Here is a 21,204-nt window from a genome sequence, read left to right as displayed (position 1 = left end):
CTAAAGTGATCTTTGCCGTTTGGCCTCAAATATAAGTATTGCCGCCGATACTGATACATTCATCGAATCTATTTGGCCTTCCATGGGAATAATGATGTTTTGTGTCGATGCTTTCAGCCACGCTTCCGAAAGTCCGGTTGATTCTGTGCCCACAACAATTGCGGAAGCTTCCGTGAAATTTGTTTTGGTATAGGTTTCGGAAGCCGATAAGGCTGCACAATATATATGTATGTGCTTTTCCTTTAAAAAAGCCACTATTTCACTGGTGCTCCCTATACCGATGTTATTGGTGAATAGACAACCGACACTGGAGCGGATGATATTCGGACTGTATAGATCTCCTTTGGGGTTGGCAATAAGAACGGCATCCAAAGCCGCAGCATCCGCAGTTCGCAATAATGCGCCGATATTCCCTGGTTTTTCCGGGGCTTCGGCAACAAGGATCAGGGCATTCTTGTTTTTAAGTTGAAGGTCATGCAATGCATGTTTTTTGGTCTTTACTACGGCAATTACGCCTTCTGTAGAAGTCCTATAGGCCAATTTTTGGTATACCGCATCGGAAACCTCTATCAATTCTGGTTGTTTCCCCGTATTTTTTACCAGATCCAAAACCATCCCACTTGAAATAATGTCTGGTGAATATAGCAATGATCTTATCTCATAGTCAGCTTTGATCGCTAAGGATATCTCCCTTTTTCCTTCTATAATGAATGCATCTTGTTTTCTCCTTTCGCGGGACTTTTCCTGAAGAAGGACAAGTTGTTTTATCATTGCGTTTTGTGGACTGCTTATATGTTTCGATATGTTCATTGGTACAAAAATAGGGCAATGCTGTAAAATCACCTCCATTTTTACGACAAAGTGGTTAACATAAAGGAAGGTTAAATACCTGTCCATGAAAATTTTCCCAGGGTTATTTTGGTAATTTGAATCCAATTGGGGATTAAAACGATGAACCCAAATGAATTTTACCATAAGGTATAGAGGAATTGGTTTTGAAAGTGTTATTTTTCGGGCACATAGTATGAAAATGATTTAGTAATTTGGGATATGGAAATAATTTTATTTGGGATAGCAAGGGATATCGTAGGTAAGTCATCCTTGGATTTGTCTTCCTATAATGAAAAACCCCACTCGGTAGGTGAATTGATCCATCTGCTGAATGATGCTTATCCCGATTTCAATAAGTTATCATCCTTAGCTGTTGCGGTAAACGGGGAGTACGCTTCCCTTGAAGCACAAATAGGGCAGAAGGATGAAATTGCAATAATTCCACCAGTAAGCGGAGGGTAATGGAAAAACCGATAATAGAAATTGTTGAAACCATTGATACGACTCAGGTATACGATGAATTGTCAGATGCCAAAAGTGGGGGTATTTGTGTGTTTATTGGTACGGTTCGGGATTTTACCGATAATGAATCCGTAATATCCCTGGAGTTTGAAGCCTATAAATCCATGGCTTTGAAGGAAATGGCCAAAATCGTTGATCAAGCATCGGCAAAGTGGCCATTGAACAAAGTAGTGATACGCCATGCTGTCGGACTTAAAAAAGTAAAGGAACCCGTGGTGATTATTGGGGTTTCAACAGCACATAGGGATGCTTGCTTCACGGCTTGTAGGTATATGATCGATACCTTAAAAGAAACGGTTCCCATTTGGAAAAAGGAAATGTTCAAGAACAAATCAGTTTGGGTTTCGGCCCACCCTTAATATATGTTGATAGATAACCATAATAGGAAAATAAATTATTTGCGTTTAGCGGTTACGGACCGTTGTAATCTGCGCTGTAATTATTGTATGCCCGAAAATGGTATAGACTTTTCCCAAAAAGAAACCCTTTTCACCATCGAGGAACTATCCCGATTGAGTGGTATATTGGTGGCCCAGGGCATTGATAAGATCAGGATAACTGGAGGGGAGCCTTTCGTACGCAAAGATCTGATGGTGTTGCTTCGCAATCTCGCCCATATGGATGGGTTAAAGGATATCTCAATAACCACCAATGCGACCCTGATCGGGCCCTATATTGATGAACTCAAAAGCTTGGGCATAAAAAATATCAACGTTAGCTTGGATGCTATTGATCGGGAGACCTTTGAAAAGATTACAAGGAGGAACCAATACGATATCGTTTACAACAACATTATGCGTTTGTGTGATGAAGGTTTTAATGTACGGATCAATTTCATTGCTTTACATGGACAAAACACCCAAGATATCCTACCCATGCTGGAATTGACCAAACAGCATGCTATTTGTGTGCGGTATTTGGAGGAAATGCCATTTAATGGAGGGTCTCGACATTTTGAGGCCAATGCGTGGGATTACAAACGAATATTATCTCATATAAAGGAAGCCTATCCCGATTATGGGGAAATTCCCACGGAAGCGACATCTACTTCCATGATTTACAAAATACCCGGTTTTAAGGGAACTTTTGGGGTTATACCCTCATTTAGTCGAACATTTTGCGGTAGTTGCAATAGACTAAGGATTACGGCAACTGGCGATGTGATCACCTGCCTGTATGCCCAGCCCTGTATGAATATCAGGGATATATTACGAGGATTATCATCCGAGGAAAAAGTAAAGCAACAAATAATGAAGGCTATTGGTAGTAGGGCCAAAACTGGTTTTGAGGCGCAAAAGCAATACAAAGGGGAGTATACGAATTCTATGACAACAATCGGAGGGTAAAATGAACGGGAAACTTTCACATATAGATGAAGCGGGTAACGCTTCAATGGTAGATGTATCGGAGAAAATGGTTTCATCCCGAATGGCCATCGCCTCAGGGAGGGTGTGTTTTCCGAATACGGTGTTTGAAACCTTGAAGGCACAAGATTTTTTGGGCAAAAAGGGTAGTATCATACAGACGGCCATTATCGCAGGTATACAGGGTGTTAAGAAGACTTCGGAACTCATACCCTTGTGCCATCAACTCAATTTATCCAAAGTACATATCGATATACAACCAGGGGAAAACGCTTTGAATATAACCTGCAAGGTGAAATGCACGGAGCGTACGGGGGTAGAAATGGAGGCCTTGACAGGGGTCTCGGTCAGTGCCCTGACCATTTATGATATGTGTAAGGCCTTGTCCCAGGACATCACAATTTCAAATATTCAACTAGAGCAAAAATCCGGAGGTAAGCATGACTTCAATCGCTAAAATATATGGATTGGTCCTCTCAGGAGGTAAGAGCATACGCATGGGAAAGGACAAGGGGCTGATTGCCTATCATGGTGTTCCCCAACGCGAGTACTTATACCGTTTGTTAGCGGAAGTGTGCGATAACACCTTTATGAGCATTCGAAAAGAACAAACCAATGAAATAGGTGCCACATTTCAAACCATTGTGGATGAGGATGTTTTCAAAGGGCCGTTCAACGGGATATTGTCCGCACACAAGGCATATCCTGAAGTGGCGTGGTTGGTATTGGCCTGCGATATGCCTTTGATCGATGTGGAATCATTGCGCAACCTAATAGCTTCCCGCAAAAGCAATGCCTATGCCACTTGTTATGCCTTGAAGGAGAATCCATTGCCAGAGCCTTTATGCGCCATTTGGGAACCTTATGGGTTAAAAATGGCGACAAGTTATATGGAAGCTGGTCGTAATGGATCTTGTCCGCGTAAATTCCTGATCAACAATGATACACATTTGGTTTATCCGGAAAACGAAAATGTACTGATGAATGCCAATTCAGAATTGGAATATCAGGAAGCATTGGCGAAATTGGCATAAGTATGAATGGTGAACGATATTCCAGACAAACGCAACTGAAGGATTTTGGTCCAGAAGCCCAAGCCAAGCTGGCAGCAGCCAAGGTTTTAGTAGTAGGTGCAGGTGGTCTGGGTGTTCCCGTACTTACTTATTTGAATGCAATGGGAGTCGGTACCTTGGGCATTGTTGAGGAAGATGAGGTTTCACTCTCCAATTTACATCGTCAGGTATTATATTCAGCGGATGAGGTTGGGCACGCCAAATTGGACGTTGCCATCAAGAAATTAAAGGCGCAAAATCCGGATACCCAATTAATTCCTTATTATGAATTCCTGACTTTGGAAAATGCCCTTTCGATTATCGAGGGGTATGATCTGGTAATTGATGCCACGGATAATTTCCCGACGCGCTATCTGATCAATGACGCCTGTGTGATACTGAAAAAGCCATTTGTGTATGGGGCCTTACATAGTTTTGAGGGACAAGTAAGTGTGTTCAATTATAAAAACGGACCTACATACAGATGTCTTTTTCCCAAAATGCCTTCGGCCAAAGAAGTGCCAAATTGTAATGCGCATGGTGTACTAGGTGTTATTCCGGGAATAGTCGGAAACCTTCAGGCTTTGGAGGCTGTTAAGGTGCTTACGGGTATAGGGGAGGTGTTGTCTGGTAAATTGCTATTGTTCAATGGTCTGGAGCAAACCTTCCAAAAGATAAACTTTGGTGCGAACCCCTCTAACTTGAAAATTACATCGCTTCAGGAAACTTATGGTCTTTCATGTAGTGTCAATTCCGATACGATAGAATCGAAAGATTTTGAAAAGCTATTGTCCATCGATAACATTCAAATTATCGATGTACGCACGGTTGGGGAATTTGAGGAATTCCATCTTAAAAATTCTATTAATCTGCCATTGGAAGATATTGAGGATTGGAAACATACACTCGGATATGATCAACCGGTTTATGTTTTGTGTCATAGTGGTTCACGAAGTCTTGAGGCCCAAGCGATACTTGTAGCCTATAAAAATGAATCCGATATCATTAATGTGAACGGTGGGATTGAGCAATTGAAAAAGTATGCTGTTAAGTATTGAGGGATTGGTCCTTTTATGTATAGGTTTTTTTGTGGTTTCTACCTTGTATTCCTCTGTGGGATTCGGTGGAGGTTCCAGTTATTTGGCTTTGTTGACCCTTGTACTTGTCAATTTTTTCGCCATTCGTTCCATCGCATTGGTCTGTAACTTGGTGGTGGTTTCCGGGAGTACATTCCTCTATTTAAAGCATGGTCATACCCGACTTAAAGACTTTCTTCCATTCGTGATAACCAGTATTCCCATGGCATTTTTAGGGGCATCCTTTCGCTTGAAGGAGGAGGTGTTTTTTATTATCCTAGGGGTTGCTTTGATCATTTCCTCGGTATCATTGCTTTGGCAGACCTCTGGTATAAAATTGAACGAGCCTACGAAGACGTATCCCAGCTCGCTGAGTTATGTGATTGGGGCGGTCATAGGGTTGTTGTCCGGATTAGTGGGTATTGGCGGGGGTATTTTTTTAGCCCCTATCCTAAATCATATCAATTGGAACAAATCGGTCAAAATTGCTGCCTTGGCCAGTTTTTTTATCTTGGTGAATTCCATCTCCGGTTTGGTAGGACTACTGATTGCAGGTACGATTGAACTCCCATGGGTAGAAACTTTGGCATTGGGCGTCACGGTATTGATTGGCGGACAACTGGGAGTAAGGCTAAGCCTTAAAAAATTGTCCGCCAATAGTATCAAAAGAATAACCGCAATATTGGTTTTGATCGTTGGTTTGCGGGTATTGTTTGTAAATGGGTTAGGGTTGTTCTAAACCGCTATTCGGGCATATCAAAATTATCGACCACAAAATCAAGGTCCTTGTCACCCCGACCACTTAGATTCACCAAAATTGATTCATGCGGATTTTCCTGGGCCAATTTAAAGGCGTAGGCAACAGCGTGCGCACTTTCCAAGGCTGGGATTATACCTTCCAAACGACTCAATTCAAAAAAGGCATCTATGGTCTCCTTATCCGAAACGACATCGTAGCTTACCTTCTTTAGATCCTTGAGCATACTGTGTTCAGGACCGACCCCTGGATAATCCAAACCACTGGCTACGGAATAAACCGGACTGGGTTCCCCGTTTTCATCCTGCAGGGTATAACATTTAAAACCGTGGATAATACCTGGTCTACCCAAGGTCATTGTAGCGGCATGTTCCCCATGTTCCAATGAACGGCCACCGGGTTCTACACCATAGAGGCTACATTCATTATCGTCCAAAAAGGCCGAAAAAATACCCATGGCATTACTTCCTCCACCAACACAGGCCACAACATTGTCTGGCAATTCCCCTGTCATATCAAAGAACTGTTCCTTGGCCTCAATACCAACAATGCGTTGAAAATCACGTACCATCATAGGAAAAGGATGCGGACCTACGACGGAACCAATGCAATAAATAGTGCTGATCGGGTCTTTCATATAGGCTTCAAATGCGGAGTCCACTGCTTCTTTCAAGGTTTTCAATCCGTGGGTAACGGGTACGACCTTAGCTCCAAGAATACGCATGCGTACTACATTGGGACGTTCTTTGGCCATATCAACCTCGCCCATATGGATCTCACATTCCAATCCGAAGTAGGCAGCAGCCGTGGCTAATGCCACACCATGTTGGCCAGCACCGGTTTCGGCGATCAATTTCTTTTTGCCCAAATGTTTTGCCAGAAGGGCCTCACCCATGCAATGGTTCAATTTATGGGCACCTGTATGGTTTAAGTCCTCCCTTTTCATATAGATTCGCCCTCCATATTTTTCAGAAAGGCGATTGCAATAATATACCGGGGTAGGACGACCTTGGTAATGCTTGCGTATGCTTCGGAGTTCTGAAATAAAACTATGTGATTTACTGATGGCATAGTAGGCATCAGTGATTTTTTTCATCTCCTCTTCCAACATGGGAGGTATAAATGCACCGCCATATTCATTAAAAAATCCTTCTTCATTAGGATACGTCTTAAAATAATTTTCGCTCATAATTTACTATCTTGAAAGTAATCAATCATTTTTTACATTGGTTAGTTAAAAATACATAAAATGACAGTGAAATCGATAGTAAATACCGTACCTTTTTTGACGGGGTACACTTGTGGATACCGTTTTTTCAATTGATGGAACTCTAATTACTATCTTTGGTTTTTACCACTTGTTTAAATTTTTAAAGCATGATACATTTTAATGATGCTTACGACAAAGTATTGGAACATACTTTGGATCTAGGAACCGAAATGGTTGCATTGAACCAAGGTTTGGGAAGGATCCTTGCGGAGACTATTTATGCTGATAGGGATTTTCCTCCTTTTGACCGCGCAGCCAAAGATGGTATTGCCATACATTCCGATGCACTCAAAAATGGGTTGGATTCTTTTAGGATTGAAGGACTTGCCAGTGCCGGGATGCCCCAGCAAAAATTAAAGGATGTCAATAATTGTATTGAGATAATGACAGGTGCTGTTGTTCCTCGAAATGCGGATACCGTTATTATGTATGAGCATTTAAATATCGAAAATGGGGTTGCAACCTTGTTGAAACAGGTGAAAAAAGGACAGGAAATCCATTGTAAAGGTAGCGACCTAACTTCTGGTGCGGTACTATTGCCAGAGAATACACGTATTGGTGCTGCCGAGTTTGGTGTGTTGGCATCTGTTGGAAAATCTAAAATACGGGTCAAGAAACTACCAAAGGTTTGTGTCATATCAACGGGTAATGAGTTGGTTGAGGTTGACCAAAGTCCCTTGCCCCACCAAATTCGTAAATCGAATGTCCTATCGTTGTATGCGGCTTTACAAAAGGAAAAAATAGAAGCAACTTCGATACATCTTAAGGATGAGAAGGCCGATATAAAAAAGGAACTGATCCATATCTTGAAAACCTATGATGTGCTACTCTTAAGTGGGGGCGTATCAAAAGGTAAGTTCGATTTTATTCCCGAGGTCCTTGAAGATCTCGAGGTGGAAAAAATATTTCATAGGGTAGCCCAAAAACCGGGAAAGCCATTTTGGTTTGGGGTACAGTCAGCCCTTAAAACCGTGGTTTTTTCATTTCCAGGGAATCCGGTTTCCACCTTTGCGAACTATCATATCTACTTTTTACCGTGGTTATGTCGCTCTTTGGATGTTGGAATCCCTCAAGAGGAAGTACTACTGGATGCTTCCGTAGCCGTAAAACCGCCATTGACCCGCTTTATGCAAGTGAAAATCGAAAACAGAAAAGGAAATCTTTGGGCCATACCGGTACATGAAAATGGGTCAGGTGATTTAACCAGTTTGGTACGCTCCAACGGATTTGTCTGTTTAAATCCCCGGGGAAATGCCTACGAAATAGGGGAGGTGGTGCCATTTATTCGGACGAACCCTTGATCGTGCAACACCATAGAATATACAGTGGTTGACTGAATATTGGCCTTCTGGAATGTTGTGGTACAGGTTAAGGGGATTACTACGTTATCGTCGTTTGATTAATTGTATAATAGAGCAAGACCATTAGTCATAAATGCATTCCGAAGGATTGTGTTTTACGTAGTACGACTTATAGTTCAAGGCTTTTTTATCTTTACAACCACATAGGTCCAATAATTCAATATTCCGGAATTCGGTATCATGACTTTCACCTTGTATGGCAATATAACCTTCGGTAATTGGGGTGCCCTCCTTGAATTTATCTTTGTCAAGTCCTTCCAATACCCCACCGATGACAGGTTTTGTAAATGAGATTATCGTATCTGTTTCAACAATTTGGTGTATGATCGAATCGCCCAAGACAATTGCTTCAATGCTTACCCATTTTTCAAGGGGATAGGTAACGCCTTTGGTATGGGGAATGCAATGGTCCTCAACCAATTTACCATTAATGTGTACATGGCACCCTGGCGTACATAAATTACCTGTTGGACGTTCATCATGATCCTTTCCTGCCAGTAATTGAAATTCAGTCGACATGGGGAAATCCTGGTTTAAGGTCATTGTTTTTGGGTCTTGGCAATGCAACATGAAACCGTTGTTGGCAAAGGCCCAACCGGGTCCGCCCTTAGCCTGTTCACCTACCATTCTATATTGGGCTTTTAAACGATAGTGTGAAAATTTGGTCTTATAGAAAAGATGCCCGAATTTACTATCGAAAGAATCATAGGCCGCATAAGAAACCTTAAGATTACCATTGGTGACCCTAAAGGTATTATTATGGTTTTTTCCCAACTTGAAGCCTTTGATCTTGGGGGTCCAACCTTCTAGGTTCTGGCCATTGAACAAGGCAATCCATTCTTCCTTATCTGCATTCGGGTTCAGGTTTGGACCGCAACCTTGCAAAAGCAATCCGGCACAACCGATGAATAGTATCAAACTTTTAAGATTTTTCATGGATGGTATTTTCAATGTTTCTTAAAGATATGATCTTTGGGTTGGATTTTCACCATCAAGGGAAAGAATGTGGTTGAACCATGATGAATCGTGTTCCGTAATTTAAAAGGTACAACCAATATCCATACTGGAAGAAAGTGAATCCATCCTTGGTTATTTAAATAGGGACGATGTGCTGTTTATCAGGGTTTTATGCCCCAGAAGAGTAATTTTATTGGAATAGTAAATGCTGTATGCCTTTGTCCCTGTCGAATATTTTTTTTGCAAATGGGCAAAGTGGTAGGATTTTCAAGTCATTTTGTTGCGCGAATTCCACCGATTTCATAACAAGTAGTTTACCGAAGCCCTTACCTCCGAATTTCCCGTCTACCATGGTATGGTCGATAATGAATTTTGTTTTTCCGGCCCACGTATACGTCATTTCACCAGCAAAGACATCGTTTTCATAAATAACAAAACGGCCTTTTTTTTCATGGTCTTCCTGTTCAATTTTCGTCATAACCTATTATTTAATAATTAGTGTTTCCTTTTTGGCCCCTTAACGCTTAGGACCTTTTGATTCCGGTTTTATCCGGATTTCACTGTTAAGCCAGTACTGTGGTTTTACAGGGAACTTGTTCAATATGCAAATTTAAGGTTTCTGCTTTATGACCAATTGATATGGGGACTTAATGATAGCGTGTTGTTGGCTATAGGTGTAAATAAAAAGCCCAATGGTCGCAACCATTGGGCTTTTGTTTATTAGTGAATGAGCTTTATCCGGTTGTTGATGGTTTTTGACCAATTCTCCATGGATAGGAGCTCCCCATTGGGTTGGAAATTAATGTCAGCATTGAAAAACTCCCATTTGACCTCGGGTTTGTCTTTAACGGAGGGGCTAAATCCCAATTCCAGTTTATCCGTTACCTTTTTTTGTCCATCTTTACTTTTTAAGGTTCTGCCCGTATTGATAACCTTACAGTTCTTTATTTTAGTAAGGTCGACATATTGCTCAATCATTTCATCTTTGAATTGTCGGCAAAAGAATACGGCATTGTGCACTTTGTCCATTCCAATAGCGAAGGTGCCGAATATCTCATGTTGGTTTATTTGGCAATTGTGCTGGTTCGCAATGTTTGAGAGTGATTGTAAAAAATGTTTTTCTCTTTTTTTTCTGCTCCTGCCTATGAGAATAAAAGGTAGGATACATACGATTAAAATAATAGCGCCAACAATGACACTTCCTAAATCTAAGTTCATTTTTAAGTATTTTGAATTATTTACAGTGATGATTGGGCCATGTGAAAACAAGGCCTAGCGGTAAAAGGTCATATCCTTGGATAAGGTATGACGACTTAAAAATGAATTACCAGAAATAATGAAAGGGAAAAATGATATCAGTCGCCCCTAGCTGTATTGGGCAACTTCTAATAAAGTTGTCGTATTGTTTGAATACGGCTTTAAACAGATGTTCGGTGGCCTTGGTTGTCGCCCATAATTTATCAAATGGACTTTCAAAATTGGGGGGCGGAATATTGTTTAGACTATCTACCGTACTTTCAAAGAAAGATATATGGTTGAAGAAGTTGTTTGAGACAACGGGATGATTTTGTACTAGGTTTGTAGAATCATCACTGACGTGATCTAGATCAACGGAGGTATGCATAACAGCACCTACTGCTAAGCAGTATATGGCTATTAAGATACTTGCTCCAAAAATCCGGACCTTAGTTTTCATTGGGCAAAGGTAAAACAATTCTTTTTTGAAAGTATAAGAAGAACAACAAAACAATATTATTGATGCAATGGAATCTTAAGTACATTGTAGACATCATTAATGATCTCTGGTCTTTCTGCAAGAACGATCAGGGTGTCTTGGGATTCGATCTTTGTTGAGCCATTCGGGGTTATGTAACTATCATCCCTTTTGATCATTGCGATTATGGCATTTTTAGGAAAGCCCAACTCCACTATTTTTTTATCTACAGCGAAAGAATCGGGAGTGATAAGAATTTCCTTCATTTCTGTTTTTGGGTTTTCCGCAAGCAATAAATCGGTCGGTGAAGGTTTCTTGGCCTCTCCGGGTAGCGCCACTCGAAGCCATTTAGCAACAATGGAAAGGGTAGTACCTTGGATCAAAACAGACGTAACGGAGATGAAAAATACGATATTGAAGATCAAATTGGCTTTATCAATTCCCGCTAGAAGGGGATAGGTGGCAAAAACGATAGGCGCCGCTCCCCGCAAACCAACCCAGGAAATGTAAAAACGTCTTCGAAGTTTCATCTTAAAGAATAACAGACTAATGAACACCCCTACAGGTCTGGCAATAAAGATGAGGAATAGGGAAATAAGCAACCCAATACCAATAATGGGGACAATTTGTGTTGGATAAACAAGTAAGCCCAAAGTAAGGAACAAAACGATTTGCATAAGCCAAGCCAAACCATCGTACATTTTTAAAATGGTTTTTTTGTGAATCAACTCTTGATTTCCGAGATAAACCGCACATATATAAATGGCAAGGAAACCATTGCCGCCCATAAAATCAGTGGCAGAAAAAGTAATGAACATTAACGCAATGACCAGGACAGGATACAGTCCTTCAAAATCGAGTTTTATTCGGTTGATGATATATTTACTGAGCCGACCAAATGCCAAACCGGCAATACCCCCAATGATCATTTGTTTTAGAAATAAGGGAATAATAGATACAATGCCCAGATCTTGGTTGATTACCAAGGATAGAAAAGCAAGGGTCAATACATAGGCCATGGGGTCGTTACTTCCGCTTTCCAATTCCAGAGTAGGCCTAAGGTTCGTTCTAAGGGCAAGGTTTTTGGAACGGAGGATAGAGAAAACCGCTGCAGCATCTGTCGAGGAAACAATAGATCCCAATAATAAACTTTCATAAATCGTTAATCCGGTGAATGACCATACAAAAACTCCCAAAGAAACGGCGGTAAGCAATACCCCAAGGGTCGAAAGGGCAATACCTTCCCAAAGAATAGGCTTAATGGCCTTCCAACTGGTGTCAAGTCCACCCGAAAACAAAATGAAATTTAGGGATACTACACCGATGAATTGGGTGATTTTAGGGTTGTTGAAATGTATTCCGCCAATACCATCGGAACCGGCCAACATACCAATGGCCAAAAAGAGTAATAAAGTCGGGACGCCGAACTTATAAGAAGTCTTACCCGCAAAAATGCTAATAAGCAATAATATAGAGCCTACCAATAATATGTTTTCAATGGTTAAATTCATCCTTGCTTTGTTCAGCTTAACGTTGTGTCACAAAGTTAAGGTTTTGTATGCTTACCTGTTTTACTCGGCAGGTAATATTTGGGTGATTTTTAATCTGTATCCCATTTTTTTATGATGCTAATGAAACTGGCGTAAGAAGGTTGGAAGAAAAGGTATATTTTGGGTTGTAAATAATATAGTTGGATTGCTAAATTCATATTTTGGATGGTACGAAAAGTATGTGTGAACTATTCCAAAATTAGAGGTCGTTTTAAGAATGTTTTGCTTTTTATTCCATTCCAAATTCCAAGTTCCAAGTTCCAAGTTTCAAAACCCAATTCCAAAAATCAAAAACAAAGGTTGATTTCTTATGTTATGGGAATTCGTATTTCCAATATGGTTAATGCGTTATGTACAGCAATGAGAAGACAGAAATGAATATCCATAGGATCAAAGCCAGAAAAACCGGTTTTATGCCCGTTGCTTTTAAGTCGGTTATCGAAATGGTTGAGCCTACAAGGAAAAGGGTTAATACCAACAGTCGTTTAGAACCCGACACGAGTACACTTGTTATCGAAACAGGCAATAAGTGATAGCTATTTATCATAATGGCTATGATAAACAACAAGATAAAATAGGGAATTTTGATTTTTTCCCCTTTGGTCTTGAAAAGGAACATGGAGAAAAGAGAAACAGGAATTATCCATAGCGTTCTTGATAGCTTTACGGTTGTGGCTATTTTCAACGCTTCTTCCCCATAACCCATCGCGGCACCAACTACCGAGCTGGTATCATGTATGGCAATGGCACACCACAAACCAAATTGTTCTTGGGACAGATGGAGCAAATGGCCGATACTAGGGAAGATGAGTAAGGCAATGGAATTCAATAAAAAAACGATGCCTAAAGCAATACTTATTGATTTGCCGTTTGCTTTGATTACCGGTGAAATTGCAGCAATGGCGCTTCCTCCACAAATGGATGTCCCTGAGGTAATCAAATGTCCCAATTTAAGATCCATTTTCATTGTTTTGGAAAGAAGAAGTCCCAAACTTATCGTTAGGATTATGGAGAAGAAGGTTAAACTGAACCCTGCTTTACCGGTTTCCAAGGTTTCTTTAATGAACATTCCAAAACCCAAACCTATTACCGATACCTTCAAGAGGTAATTGATGGCTTTATGGCTATATAATTTGAACGGATTCTTAAAGCATATGGAGAATGCAAATCCTAAAACCAAAGCAGTCGGACTATTGATGATCCCAAATAAGGCGGCAAATACAATTAGGCAATAAATGAGTATTGCAGGCATTTTTTTCATATCGCTAGAATTAATCGATACAAAACTATGCCTACTTAATAACTATTAAGCAATTTAATATGCTATCTGGGATAACTAAAAGTTATAGGTATTCAAAATATAATTTTCGAAAAAACGTATTAAATCGGATTGAAAACCTGTTCGGGAGACAAAATAGAACCATCTTTCTATTGTTAAATCCTTGACATCTATAATTTTAAGCTTGTTGTTCATTAACTCATCCGTAATGGCGTTGATGGAAATAAAAGCATAATTATCAGAATGGAAAAGGTAATTCTTAATGGCTTCCGTACTGTTCAGGGTTACAACGGTATTCAATTTTTTTATGTTATTCCTACTCAAGTATTCAAATACGATTTCCCTTGTACCTGAACCCATTTCGCGCATGACCATTGGGATTTCCTGTAATGTTTCCATGTTCATGCTACCCTTTTTGAACGCATTGTTGGTGGCATGTGTAACGAGTACGATTTCATCCTTTATGAATTGGGTAAAATGCAGTTTACGGTTGGTGTTCTTTCCTTCCGTTATTCCAAAATTCAATTCCTGGTTTAAAATGAGGGTGGCAATATCGTCTGAATTTCCGCTGGTAATATTAAAATTTGTTTTAGGGAACTGGACCCTGAATTTGGCGATTACTTTAGGGATGATGTAATTGGCAAGGGTTGTACTAACGCCGAAATTTATGATGTCTGGGAATTGTTCTTTCTGGTGTAGGAAGCGCTGCTCCATTTCATCATGGATCTCCAAAATTTTGTTGGTGTAAACTAAAAATGCTTTGCCTTCACTCGTTAAGGCTATTGAGTTTCTTTTTCGTAGAAACAAGGTTGTTCTATACTCATCCTCCAAATTTCGAATTGCCTTTGATACGGCGGGTTGGGATATGAATAACTGCTCGGCCGCTTTGGTAAAGCTTAAATGGGTGGCGACAATCTTGAATATACGTAACTTGGTTTTCATTGGTTTTTCGGATAAAAACTTGGTGTAAGGCTAAAAGTAAGCCTAAGTCATGGGTTTTATATTGGGTCGTCAATAATTTTGGCAATTCGGCAGAACTTTCAGACAAATGTGGCTGACACTATCTTTAATGATGGAGGTTGATTACCTTGGGCAACTGAAGAGGATCCATAGACCGTATTAAAAAATGTATGTCCCTGCATTGATCTCATCTAAAAGGTTTTTGTTCATTGGAATATAGGCATCACATTTCGGTAGTAGCACATAAATGGGGTCAATACAATTGAAACCTTCTTTTTTTAGATCGAATTTTTTCATTTTATGGGTGTGGGTAAAATCAATAGCATCCTTAATTCGAATGAAGATCGGCACGGCGTATCTAGGGAGTTCTTTATGTAAATGTTCCGTTAGGGATGTTAGATTGAAATTTTTGCTTTCATGTTTTACAATGGTGACCATGCCGGCCCTGCCATCATTGTTGGGAATCTGTACGCCATAGACCGCACACATTTCAACACCATAGACTTGCCCAACAATACCTTCAACTTCAGCCGTTGCCACATTTTCGCCCTTCCATCGAAAAGTGTCGCCGATCCTATCCACAAAACGCGCATGTCGAAAACCGATATCCTGAAGAAGATCCCCACTATTGAACCACATATCATCGGTTTTTAATACGTTGCGAAGAATTTTGTCTTCATTGCGTTTTTTGTTTACATAACCATCGAAAGCCGATTTTTCACTTATTTCGGAAATCAACAATCCGGTTTCCCCTTTGCGAACCGGAATGCAAAATCCATTTTGATCCTTCATTGTGGTATCGTTCTCGACATCGTATTTTATGATCTTGAACTTTTGAGGACACCATCCAATAGTGCAATCGAAATTCAAGGTATTGGTGAAACTCGTATTGCCATCGGCAGCACCATAGAACTCATAGATGTTCTTAATTTGAAAACGTTCCTTGAATTGGTGCCAAATATCGGGTCTTAGTCCATTACCCATTATTTTTTTGATCCTGTGTTTTGTCTCTAGGTCTGAAGGAGGGGCATTCAGTAAATAGCGGCACAATTCCCCAATGTAAATAAAAGCGGAGACATTATATTTGGCAACATCTTCCCAAAAATGGGTGACAGAGAACTTTCTTCTCATTACCATGGTACAGGAAGCCGCAAGTGCTGTAGGCCAACCTACAATAAGAGCGTTGGTATGGTAAAAGGGTAGGGGAACATACATGACATCATCGGGGTTGAGGTTCATGTTTACTTTTCCGAACCAATAGTATGTTGCCATCCATTTTCTGTTCGTTTGTCTTGATGCTTTGGGCAATCCCGTGGTTCCCGAGGTAAAAACATTGGCGTAAACTTGACTGGCCTTTATGTTCGATGTTGTCTTAGGGTTGGTCGTATCAACTTTTAATAGTTCCTTTTTCAGTTCAATGTAGTCTTTGGGGCAACCCGAAATGCTTTGGTCACTGACCCAATAATAGCTTGGGTCGGTCAAGGTTGTAATACTGGTTTTGACGTCTTCGAAAAAAGGAACCAGTTCTTCACCGATAATTAGATGTTTGGATTTCGTCAGCTCTATGGCGTGTATTAGCGTCTGTTCCCTTTGATTGGGATTGATAAGCGATATAATAGCTCCAATTTTTGCACATGCGGCAATTAAAAAGAGCAGTTCGGGCCTGTTTTCCAAGAAAACGATTACCGTTTCACCATTTTGGACCCCTTTCTTAAGAAGGTAGTTCGCATATAGGTTTATGGTTTTATTGAATTCGGTATAGGTATAACTTTGTTCCTCGAACCTTAGGGCAACTATATTGCCATGTTTGGTGGCATTGGCTTCTATGATTTTACCAATGGAAGCATAACTGTTGGGATTTATACCCTTCGCTTTTCTGACATTCTTTATAATTTGGGGGAGTTGAGGGGTAAGTTTTAATAACTTCCCCATCAGTCCGGTTAGGGTTGGGTTATGGTTTTGGTAGTTTGTGGCCATTGGTTATTCGCTTCGCTTGTACTTATATTATTTTCCATCGTATTTACCCATATACCGTTTCCATAATTCGGTTTGATGGGTTTCCAATGAAATATTTCGTCCATCAATGAAGGCATGGGTAAGTTTGTTGCCTTTCATATCGAGGGCGTCTCCTTTTGATATAATCAGGGTGGCGCTTTTGCCGATTTCCAGTGTGCCATATGCGTCATCGATACCCAATATTTTCGCACTATTACCTGTAATGAGTTGTAGTGCTTTCTCTTTTTCCAAACCTTGTGCGACGACCTGTCCGGCATAAAAGGGCAAGTTTCGGGTTTGAAAATTGGCGGCATCCCCATTTTGTAAGGCTACCAAAATTCCGGCATCGGTCAATAACTTTGGTAATTTATAGGGTAGGTCGTAATCTTCGTCATCAAATACAGGCAAGCTTTGGGTGTGCTGCAACAATACGGGGATATTGTTTTTCTTTAGGAAATCCGTAACCTTATACGCATGGTACCCACCAACCAATACAATATCCTTGATACCGTTCTCCTTTGCCGTTGTTATGGCGTCGATAATCTCTTTTTCATCATTGGCATTGATAAATAACTTCTTGGAGCCGTCGAAAAGTCCTTGCATAGCCGCAAAGGCAGGGTTCAATTCCGAATTCCCCACATTGTCGTAAGCAGCGGCATTTTTAAAAAAATGTTTTACCCCTTCCAATTGTTTGGCATACTCTTTATTGGGTAGAAACCCTCTGGGTTCCCCCATCCACCAGCGACCTTTTCGAAAGTTTGTGGGCCAGTTCATATGGATGCCATCATCAACTTTAATGGCGGCATCTTCCCAGTTCCATGCATCAAATTGGACAATGGATGAAGTACCTGAAATCCGTCCTCCTTTTGGGGTTATCTGTCCTAGAAGGACACCATTGGGGCGCATACTCTCCACGACCTGTGATTCGGCATTATAAGCAATCAAACTACGCACATGGGGAATCATTTCCCCAATCTCATCCTGGTCATTGGTGGCGCGAACCGCATCGACTTCAACCAGTCCCAACGATTTGTTCGGGGCGATAAATCCGGGGTACACATGTTTGCCATCACCTTTAATGACGGTTCCCCTTCGGGCTATTTTTGTCATTGCACTCCCAACAAAGGTGAGCTTACCTCCCTCGAACATGATCAAGGCATTTTCAATGACCTTTCCATTGCCCAAATGCGCGGTGGCACCATCTATGGATATGGCTTCGAGTTGTGGTCCGGCAGGGGTTTGCTGGGCCGTTCCCAAGAAAAAGGACCCGATAAATACTATGGTATATATTAATTTTTTCATGATTCTTTTGTTATAGGCTATCGCAGTGAAACTTTTCTTTTTTGTTGTTTTTTGGGGCTTGGGTTTTGTTGCCACCCTCTTTTTCCTTTAGCATCATGCGAATAAGTTTATTGCGTTCCTGGGTGATTGCTTTTCGTTGTTGTTGGTCTTTTTCCAAATCGAAATAGGTAGCCCCTTCGATCAATGTTTTTTCTGCCTTGGCATAAATGGATAAAGGGTTGTCACTCCATAAGACCAGATCGGCATCCTTTCCTTCCTTTATACTTCCCACACGATCGTCTATATGCAAAAGTTTGGCTGGATTGATGGTGACCATTTTCCAAGCTTCCAACTCGGACACACCACCGTATTTCATGGTTTTGGCAGCTTCTTGGTTTAGCCTTCGCGACATTTCGGCATCATCACTGTTTATGGCAACGGTAATACCTTGGCTTTGCATTATGGCCGCATTGTAAGGTATGGCATCCTTTACCTCATATTTATAAGCCCACCAATCGCTAAAGGTTGAAGCGCCGACACCATGTTCCATCATTTTGTCGGCTACCTTGTAACCCTCCAAAATGTGGGTGAAGGTATTTACCTTAAAGTTGAATTTATCGGCTACTTTCATCAACATGTTGATCTCGCTTTGTACATAGGAATGGCAACTGATAAATCGTTCCCCATTAAGGATTTCGACCAAGGTCTCCATTTCCTCATCATGGCGATAAGGTTTCCCACTTTTCTTTTTGGCCGCATACTCCTTGGCCCGTTGAAAGTAATTCATGTAAACTTGTTCAACACCCATACGTGTTTGCGGAAAACGACTGAAGCTTTGCCAATTGCTTTGTTTGACATTTTCGCCCAAAGCAAATTTTATGAATTTCGGGGAGTTGTCGTAAATCATGTTCTGGGCAATTTCCCCCCATTTTAATTTCAGTAGGGCAGACCGTCCGCCAATAGGGTTTGCTGAACCGTGCAATAATTGTAAGGAGGTGACCCCTCCTGCCAAATTTCTGTAAATATCGATATCCTTGGGGTCTATGACATCCTCCATTTTTACTTCGGCAGAGGAGTTCTGGCCGGCCTCGTTAATAGCCAAGGCGGCCAAATGGCTATGCTCGTCAATAATACCCGCTGTTAAATGTTTTCCGGACGCATCGATGACTTTCGCCCGGCCGGCATTCAGGTTTTTACCGATTTTGGCAATTTTACCGTCTTTGACCAAAACATCGGTTTGCTCAAGAATTCCAGCTTCTTCACTGGTCCATACAGTAGCGTTTTTGAACAAGGTATTCTCCGATTGGGGTATACTTTGATATCCATACCCAATATTCGGATAGGTAATCGGTACTATTTCCGGCTTTTTGGATGTTGTATTTTCTTTTTTGTTTTGATCAAATGGTTTGGACAGCATAGCTACGTAAGAGGATTCATTTCCATTCGGAAGTACTAGTTTTCCTGTAAGAGGTTTACTTTTGTCCTTTACCAATCCCGTCAAACGGTACAATGCATCATCCTTTGAGAAGGAAAGATTCATCCATTGGTCTTTATAAACTATTTTGGAAGTGTATGTACTACTGTCTTGGGTAACTTTCGCCCTAGGTTTCCCTGGCTTTCCGGTAATGGATATCGTAAAGGTTTCGTTCCCTGTTTTCATAGTGTAATCACCACGAATATCGATAAGGTCCATGGTATTGACAACGTTCTTACTGCCTTGTACCCAGTTCTCATAGAGTGTTGTTCCTTTATCGAAAATTTCCCCAGAGGTGATTAAAAAGTTGGCATAACGACCTGGTTGTAATGAGCCGACCTTATCTGTTTTGCCTATGATCTGGGCGGGAACGGTGGTAAGTGCTTCCAAGGCCTTCGATTTTGATAGTCCGTAAGCAATGGCCTTTTGTAATTTTTCCATCATTTTGGTGGGCGATTTCAATCCGTTCAGGGTAAAGGAAAAAGTAACCCCGTTTTCGGCAAGGATCTTGGGATTGGCCGGGGCTTGGTTCCAATAACGCATATCTTTCAAGGAAACATAAGAGGCCTGGTTGGGGTCACTCACATCGTAAGCATCTGGAAAATCCAAAGGAATGATCAGCTTGGCTTGGGTGTTTTTTATAGCATCAATGATTTCATATTCGTCTCCACCCCCTAAAATAGAATATTGTATTCCCCTCGCATCACCAATACCGTCGGCCCTTAGTACATTGCCATTGTTCCCGGCGGCAAAAATCTGGGGTAATTCCATATTGGCGTTCAACGCTTCTAGGGAACGGTCTTTCGTATCCACATTCCCTTTGGCATACCAATCGGCATCGGTATACATTTGCCGCAGTAGGGCCATGGCCCCCATCAAGGAGGTTGGATAGCTTTGTTTTGAAGCCACACTCTTTGAAAATGAAAAATACTGAGCAGATCGATCATCAATGATTCTTTGGGAGTCACCTCCTTCACCGTTTAAGGTTAAAAGAACACCAGTGCCACGGGCAATACCATCCTGAATATGGGTGTTGACTACACCAAATCCTGCATCGCGCAATTCTTTCGCTTTCTTGTCGTCAAACTTAAATGTGCTTATGGCATTGCTTTCAGGCATAATATGGTCGTTCCAATAAAAGCCTTCCCTGGAAGGTTTGTATTGTGGGGAACGTCCAGAACCTTCGGCCCGTTTCGGTTTGCTGATCCCAAAATCGGAAAAGACATCGATAAAGGAAGGATATACAGATTTTCCCGATAAGTCGATAGTTACTGTGTTTTTTGGGATTGCCACTGATTTTCCGACTTGGACAACCTTTCCATTTTGAATTAAAAGGGTTCCTTGGTCAACGACCTGTGTAGGTGTTATATAGATTTTGGCGTTTGTAAAAGCCGTGTAATTATTGTTTTTTGATTTTACTCCCTCATTGTCCGGAAAGTAATCTTGGGCAAATAAAGTTGCACCACACCATAGCAGGGTGAGTGCCAATAGTTTCATTTTCATAAAATTGGTTTAGCTATTTAAAGTAATTAAAGATATAAGAAGCGATGGGAATATATAGGGGTGTTAACTTTTTTTAACGTTTAAGAATCAAGAGTTAAGGTTAATCGCTAATCGCTTTTCGCTAATAGCTTATCGCTAACTGTTCATTGTAAATTGTTCATTGTAAATTGTTCATTGCAAATTGCTTTTCGTAGAGCGCTTACTGCTAACAGCTAAAAGCCAACTGCCAATTGTTCATTGTTCATTGTAAATTGTTCA

The 21,204-nt window shown here is 40.9% G+C and carries 20 protein-coding genes; 8 read left to right on the top strand and 12 right to left on the bottom strand.

The window, feature by feature from the left end:
* Positions 1 to 771 carry a TrmH family RNA methyltransferase gene (locus LX92_RS16740; protein WP_394340350.1) on the bottom strand — a complete coding sequence of 257 codons (771 nt, stop codon included), beginning with the start codon at positions 769 to 771 and terminating at the stop codon, positions 1 to 3.
* A gap of 279 nt (positions 772 to 1,050) precedes the next feature.
* Between LX92_RS16740 and LX92_RS16735 the strand changes: the two genes are divergently transcribed.
* Genes LX92_RS16735 through LX92_RS16705 form a run of 7 tightly spaced genes read left to right on the top strand, consistent with a single transcriptional unit; the run spans position 1,051 to position 5,584 of the window.
* Positions 1,051 to 1,293 (top strand): MoaD/ThiS family protein, encoded by a 243-nt coding sequence (locus LX92_RS16735; protein WP_109653117.1) that lies wholly within the window; start codon positions 1,051 to 1,053, stop codon positions 1,291 to 1,293.
* Entirely contained in the window at positions 1,293 to 1,712 is a 420-nt protein-coding gene (locus LX92_RS16730) for a molybdenum cofactor biosynthesis protein MoaE (protein WP_109653115.1), read from the top strand. Before LX92_RS16735 ends, LX92_RS16730 begins: the two co-directional genes overlap by 1 nt.
* A 3-nt stretch (positions 1,713 to 1,715) precedes the next feature.
* The gene (gene moaA, locus LX92_RS16725; protein ID WP_109653113.1) at positions 1,716 to 2,699 is read left to right on the top strand and encodes a GTP 3',8-cyclase MoaA; all 984 of its coding nucleotides are present in this window, start codon (positions 1,716 to 1,718) and stop codon (positions 2,697 to 2,699) included.
* 1 nt (position 2,700) lies between these two features.
* Positions 2,701 to 3,174 (top strand): cyclic pyranopterin monophosphate synthase MoaC, encoded by a 474-nt coding sequence (gene moaC, locus LX92_RS16720; RefSeq protein WP_109653112.1) that lies wholly within the window; start codon positions 2,701 to 2,703, stop codon positions 3,172 to 3,174.
* Entirely contained in the window at positions 3,158 to 3,751 is a 594-nt protein-coding gene (gene mobA, locus LX92_RS16715) for a molybdenum cofactor guanylyltransferase (protein WP_109653110.1), read from the top strand. Before moaC ends, mobA begins: the two co-directional genes overlap by 17 nt.
* 2 nt (positions 3,752 to 3,753) lie before the next feature.
* A complete protein-coding gene (locus LX92_RS16710; RefSeq protein WP_109653108.1) occupies positions 3,754 to 4,827 on the top strand; it encodes a HesA/MoeB/ThiF family protein in 1,074 nt (357 codons plus the stop codon).
* Complete coding sequence (locus LX92_RS16705) at positions 4,811 to 5,584, top strand: sulfite exporter TauE/SafE family protein (RefSeq protein ID WP_109653106.1); 774 nt, start codon at positions 4,811 to 4,813, stop codon at positions 5,582 to 5,584. Before LX92_RS16710 ends, LX92_RS16705 begins: the two co-directional genes overlap by 17 nt.
* Positions 5,585 to 5,588: 4 nt before the next feature.
* Here the strand turns inward: LX92_RS16705 and trpB are convergent, their stop codons facing one another.
* A complete protein-coding gene (gene trpB, locus LX92_RS16700) occupies positions 5,589 to 6,791 on the bottom strand; it encodes a tryptophan synthase subunit beta (RefSeq protein WP_109653104.1) in 1,203 nt (400 codons plus the stop codon).
* 188 nt (positions 6,792 to 6,979) lie between these two features.
* Here trpB and LX92_RS16695 point away from each other — a divergent pair, with 188 nt between their 5' ends.
* Complete coding sequence (locus LX92_RS16695; protein WP_109653103.1) at positions 6,980 to 8,173, top strand: molybdopterin molybdotransferase MoeA; 1,194 nt, start codon at positions 6,980 to 6,982, stop codon at positions 8,171 to 8,173.
* 123 nt (positions 8,174 to 8,296) lie between these two features.
* Here LX92_RS16695 and LX92_RS16690 read toward each other — a convergent pair whose 3' ends face one another.
* The 10 genes from LX92_RS16690 to LX92_RS16640 all read right to left on the bottom strand — a co-directional run bounded on the left by LX92_RS16690 (position 8,297) and on the right by LX92_RS16640 (position 20,946).
* Positions 8,297 to 9,169 carry a 3-keto-disaccharide hydrolase gene (locus LX92_RS16690; protein WP_109653101.1) on the bottom strand — a complete coding sequence of 291 codons (873 nt, stop codon included), beginning with the start codon at positions 9,167 to 9,169 and terminating at the stop codon, positions 8,297 to 8,299.
* Positions 9,170 to 9,380: 211 nt separating this feature from the next.
* On the bottom strand, positions 9,381 to 9,668 hold the full coding sequence (locus LX92_RS16685) for a GNAT family N-acetyltransferase (protein ID WP_109653098.1): 288 nt from the start codon (positions 9,666 to 9,668) through the stop codon (positions 9,381 to 9,383).
* 242 nt (positions 9,669 to 9,910) lie between these two features.
* The gene (locus tag LX92_RS22305; RefSeq protein WP_146197855.1) at positions 9,911 to 10,408 is read right to left on the bottom strand and encodes a hypothetical protein; all 498 of its coding nucleotides are present in this window, start codon (positions 10,406 to 10,408) and stop codon (positions 9,911 to 9,913) included.
* Positions 10,409 to 10,514: 106 nt separating this feature from the next.
* Positions 10,515 to 10,886: a hypothetical protein gene (locus tag LX92_RS16670; protein ID WP_109653092.1), complete on the bottom strand. Its 372-nt coding sequence runs from the start codon at positions 10,884 to 10,886 to the stop codon at positions 10,515 to 10,517.
* Positions 10,887 to 10,942: 56 nt separating this feature from the next.
* Positions 10,943 to 12,415, bottom strand: a complete 1,473-nt coding sequence (locus LX92_RS16665; protein WP_109653090.1) for a potassium/proton antiporter — start codon at positions 12,413 to 12,415, stop codon at positions 10,943 to 10,945.
* A 379-nt stretch (positions 12,416 to 12,794) separates the two neighbouring features.
* On the bottom strand, positions 12,795 to 13,715 hold the full coding sequence (locus LX92_RS16660; RefSeq protein WP_109653088.1) for a YeiH family protein: 921 nt from the start codon (positions 13,713 to 13,715) through the stop codon (positions 12,795 to 12,797).
* 75 nt (positions 13,716 to 13,790) lie between these two features.
* Positions 13,791 to 14,675 carry a LysR family transcriptional regulator gene (locus tag LX92_RS16655; protein WP_109653086.1) on the bottom strand — a complete coding sequence of 295 codons (885 nt, stop codon included), beginning with the start codon at positions 14,673 to 14,675 and terminating at the stop codon, positions 13,791 to 13,793.
* A gap of 177 nt (positions 14,676 to 14,852) precedes the next feature.
* Entirely contained in the window at positions 14,853 to 16,670 is a 1,818-nt protein-coding gene (locus LX92_RS16650) for a long-chain-acyl-CoA synthetase (protein WP_109653084.1), read from the bottom strand.
* A 27-nt stretch (positions 16,671 to 16,697) separates the two neighbouring features.
* On the bottom strand, positions 16,698 to 17,990 hold the full coding sequence (locus tag LX92_RS16645) for an amidohydrolase family protein (protein WP_109653225.1): 1,293 nt from the start codon (positions 17,988 to 17,990) through the stop codon (positions 16,698 to 16,700).
* Between the two features lie 10 nt (positions 17,991 to 18,000).
* Positions 18,001 to 20,946, bottom strand: coding sequence for an amidohydrolase family protein (locus LX92_RS16640; RefSeq protein ID WP_109653082.1), 2,946 nt, complete (start codon positions 20,944 to 20,946; stop codon positions 18,001 to 18,003).
* Between the last annotated feature and the right edge of the window lie 258 nt (positions 20,947 to 21,204).

This window comes from Maribacter polysiphoniae, from assembly GCF_003148665.1.
GTDB classification, from domain to species: domain Bacteria; phylum Bacteroidota; class Bacteroidia; order Flavobacteriales; family Flavobacteriaceae; genus Maribacter_A; species Maribacter_A polysiphoniae.
The sequence above is the reverse complement of the archived record's forward strand: the minus strand, read 5'-3'. Positions and strand labels throughout refer to the sequence as shown.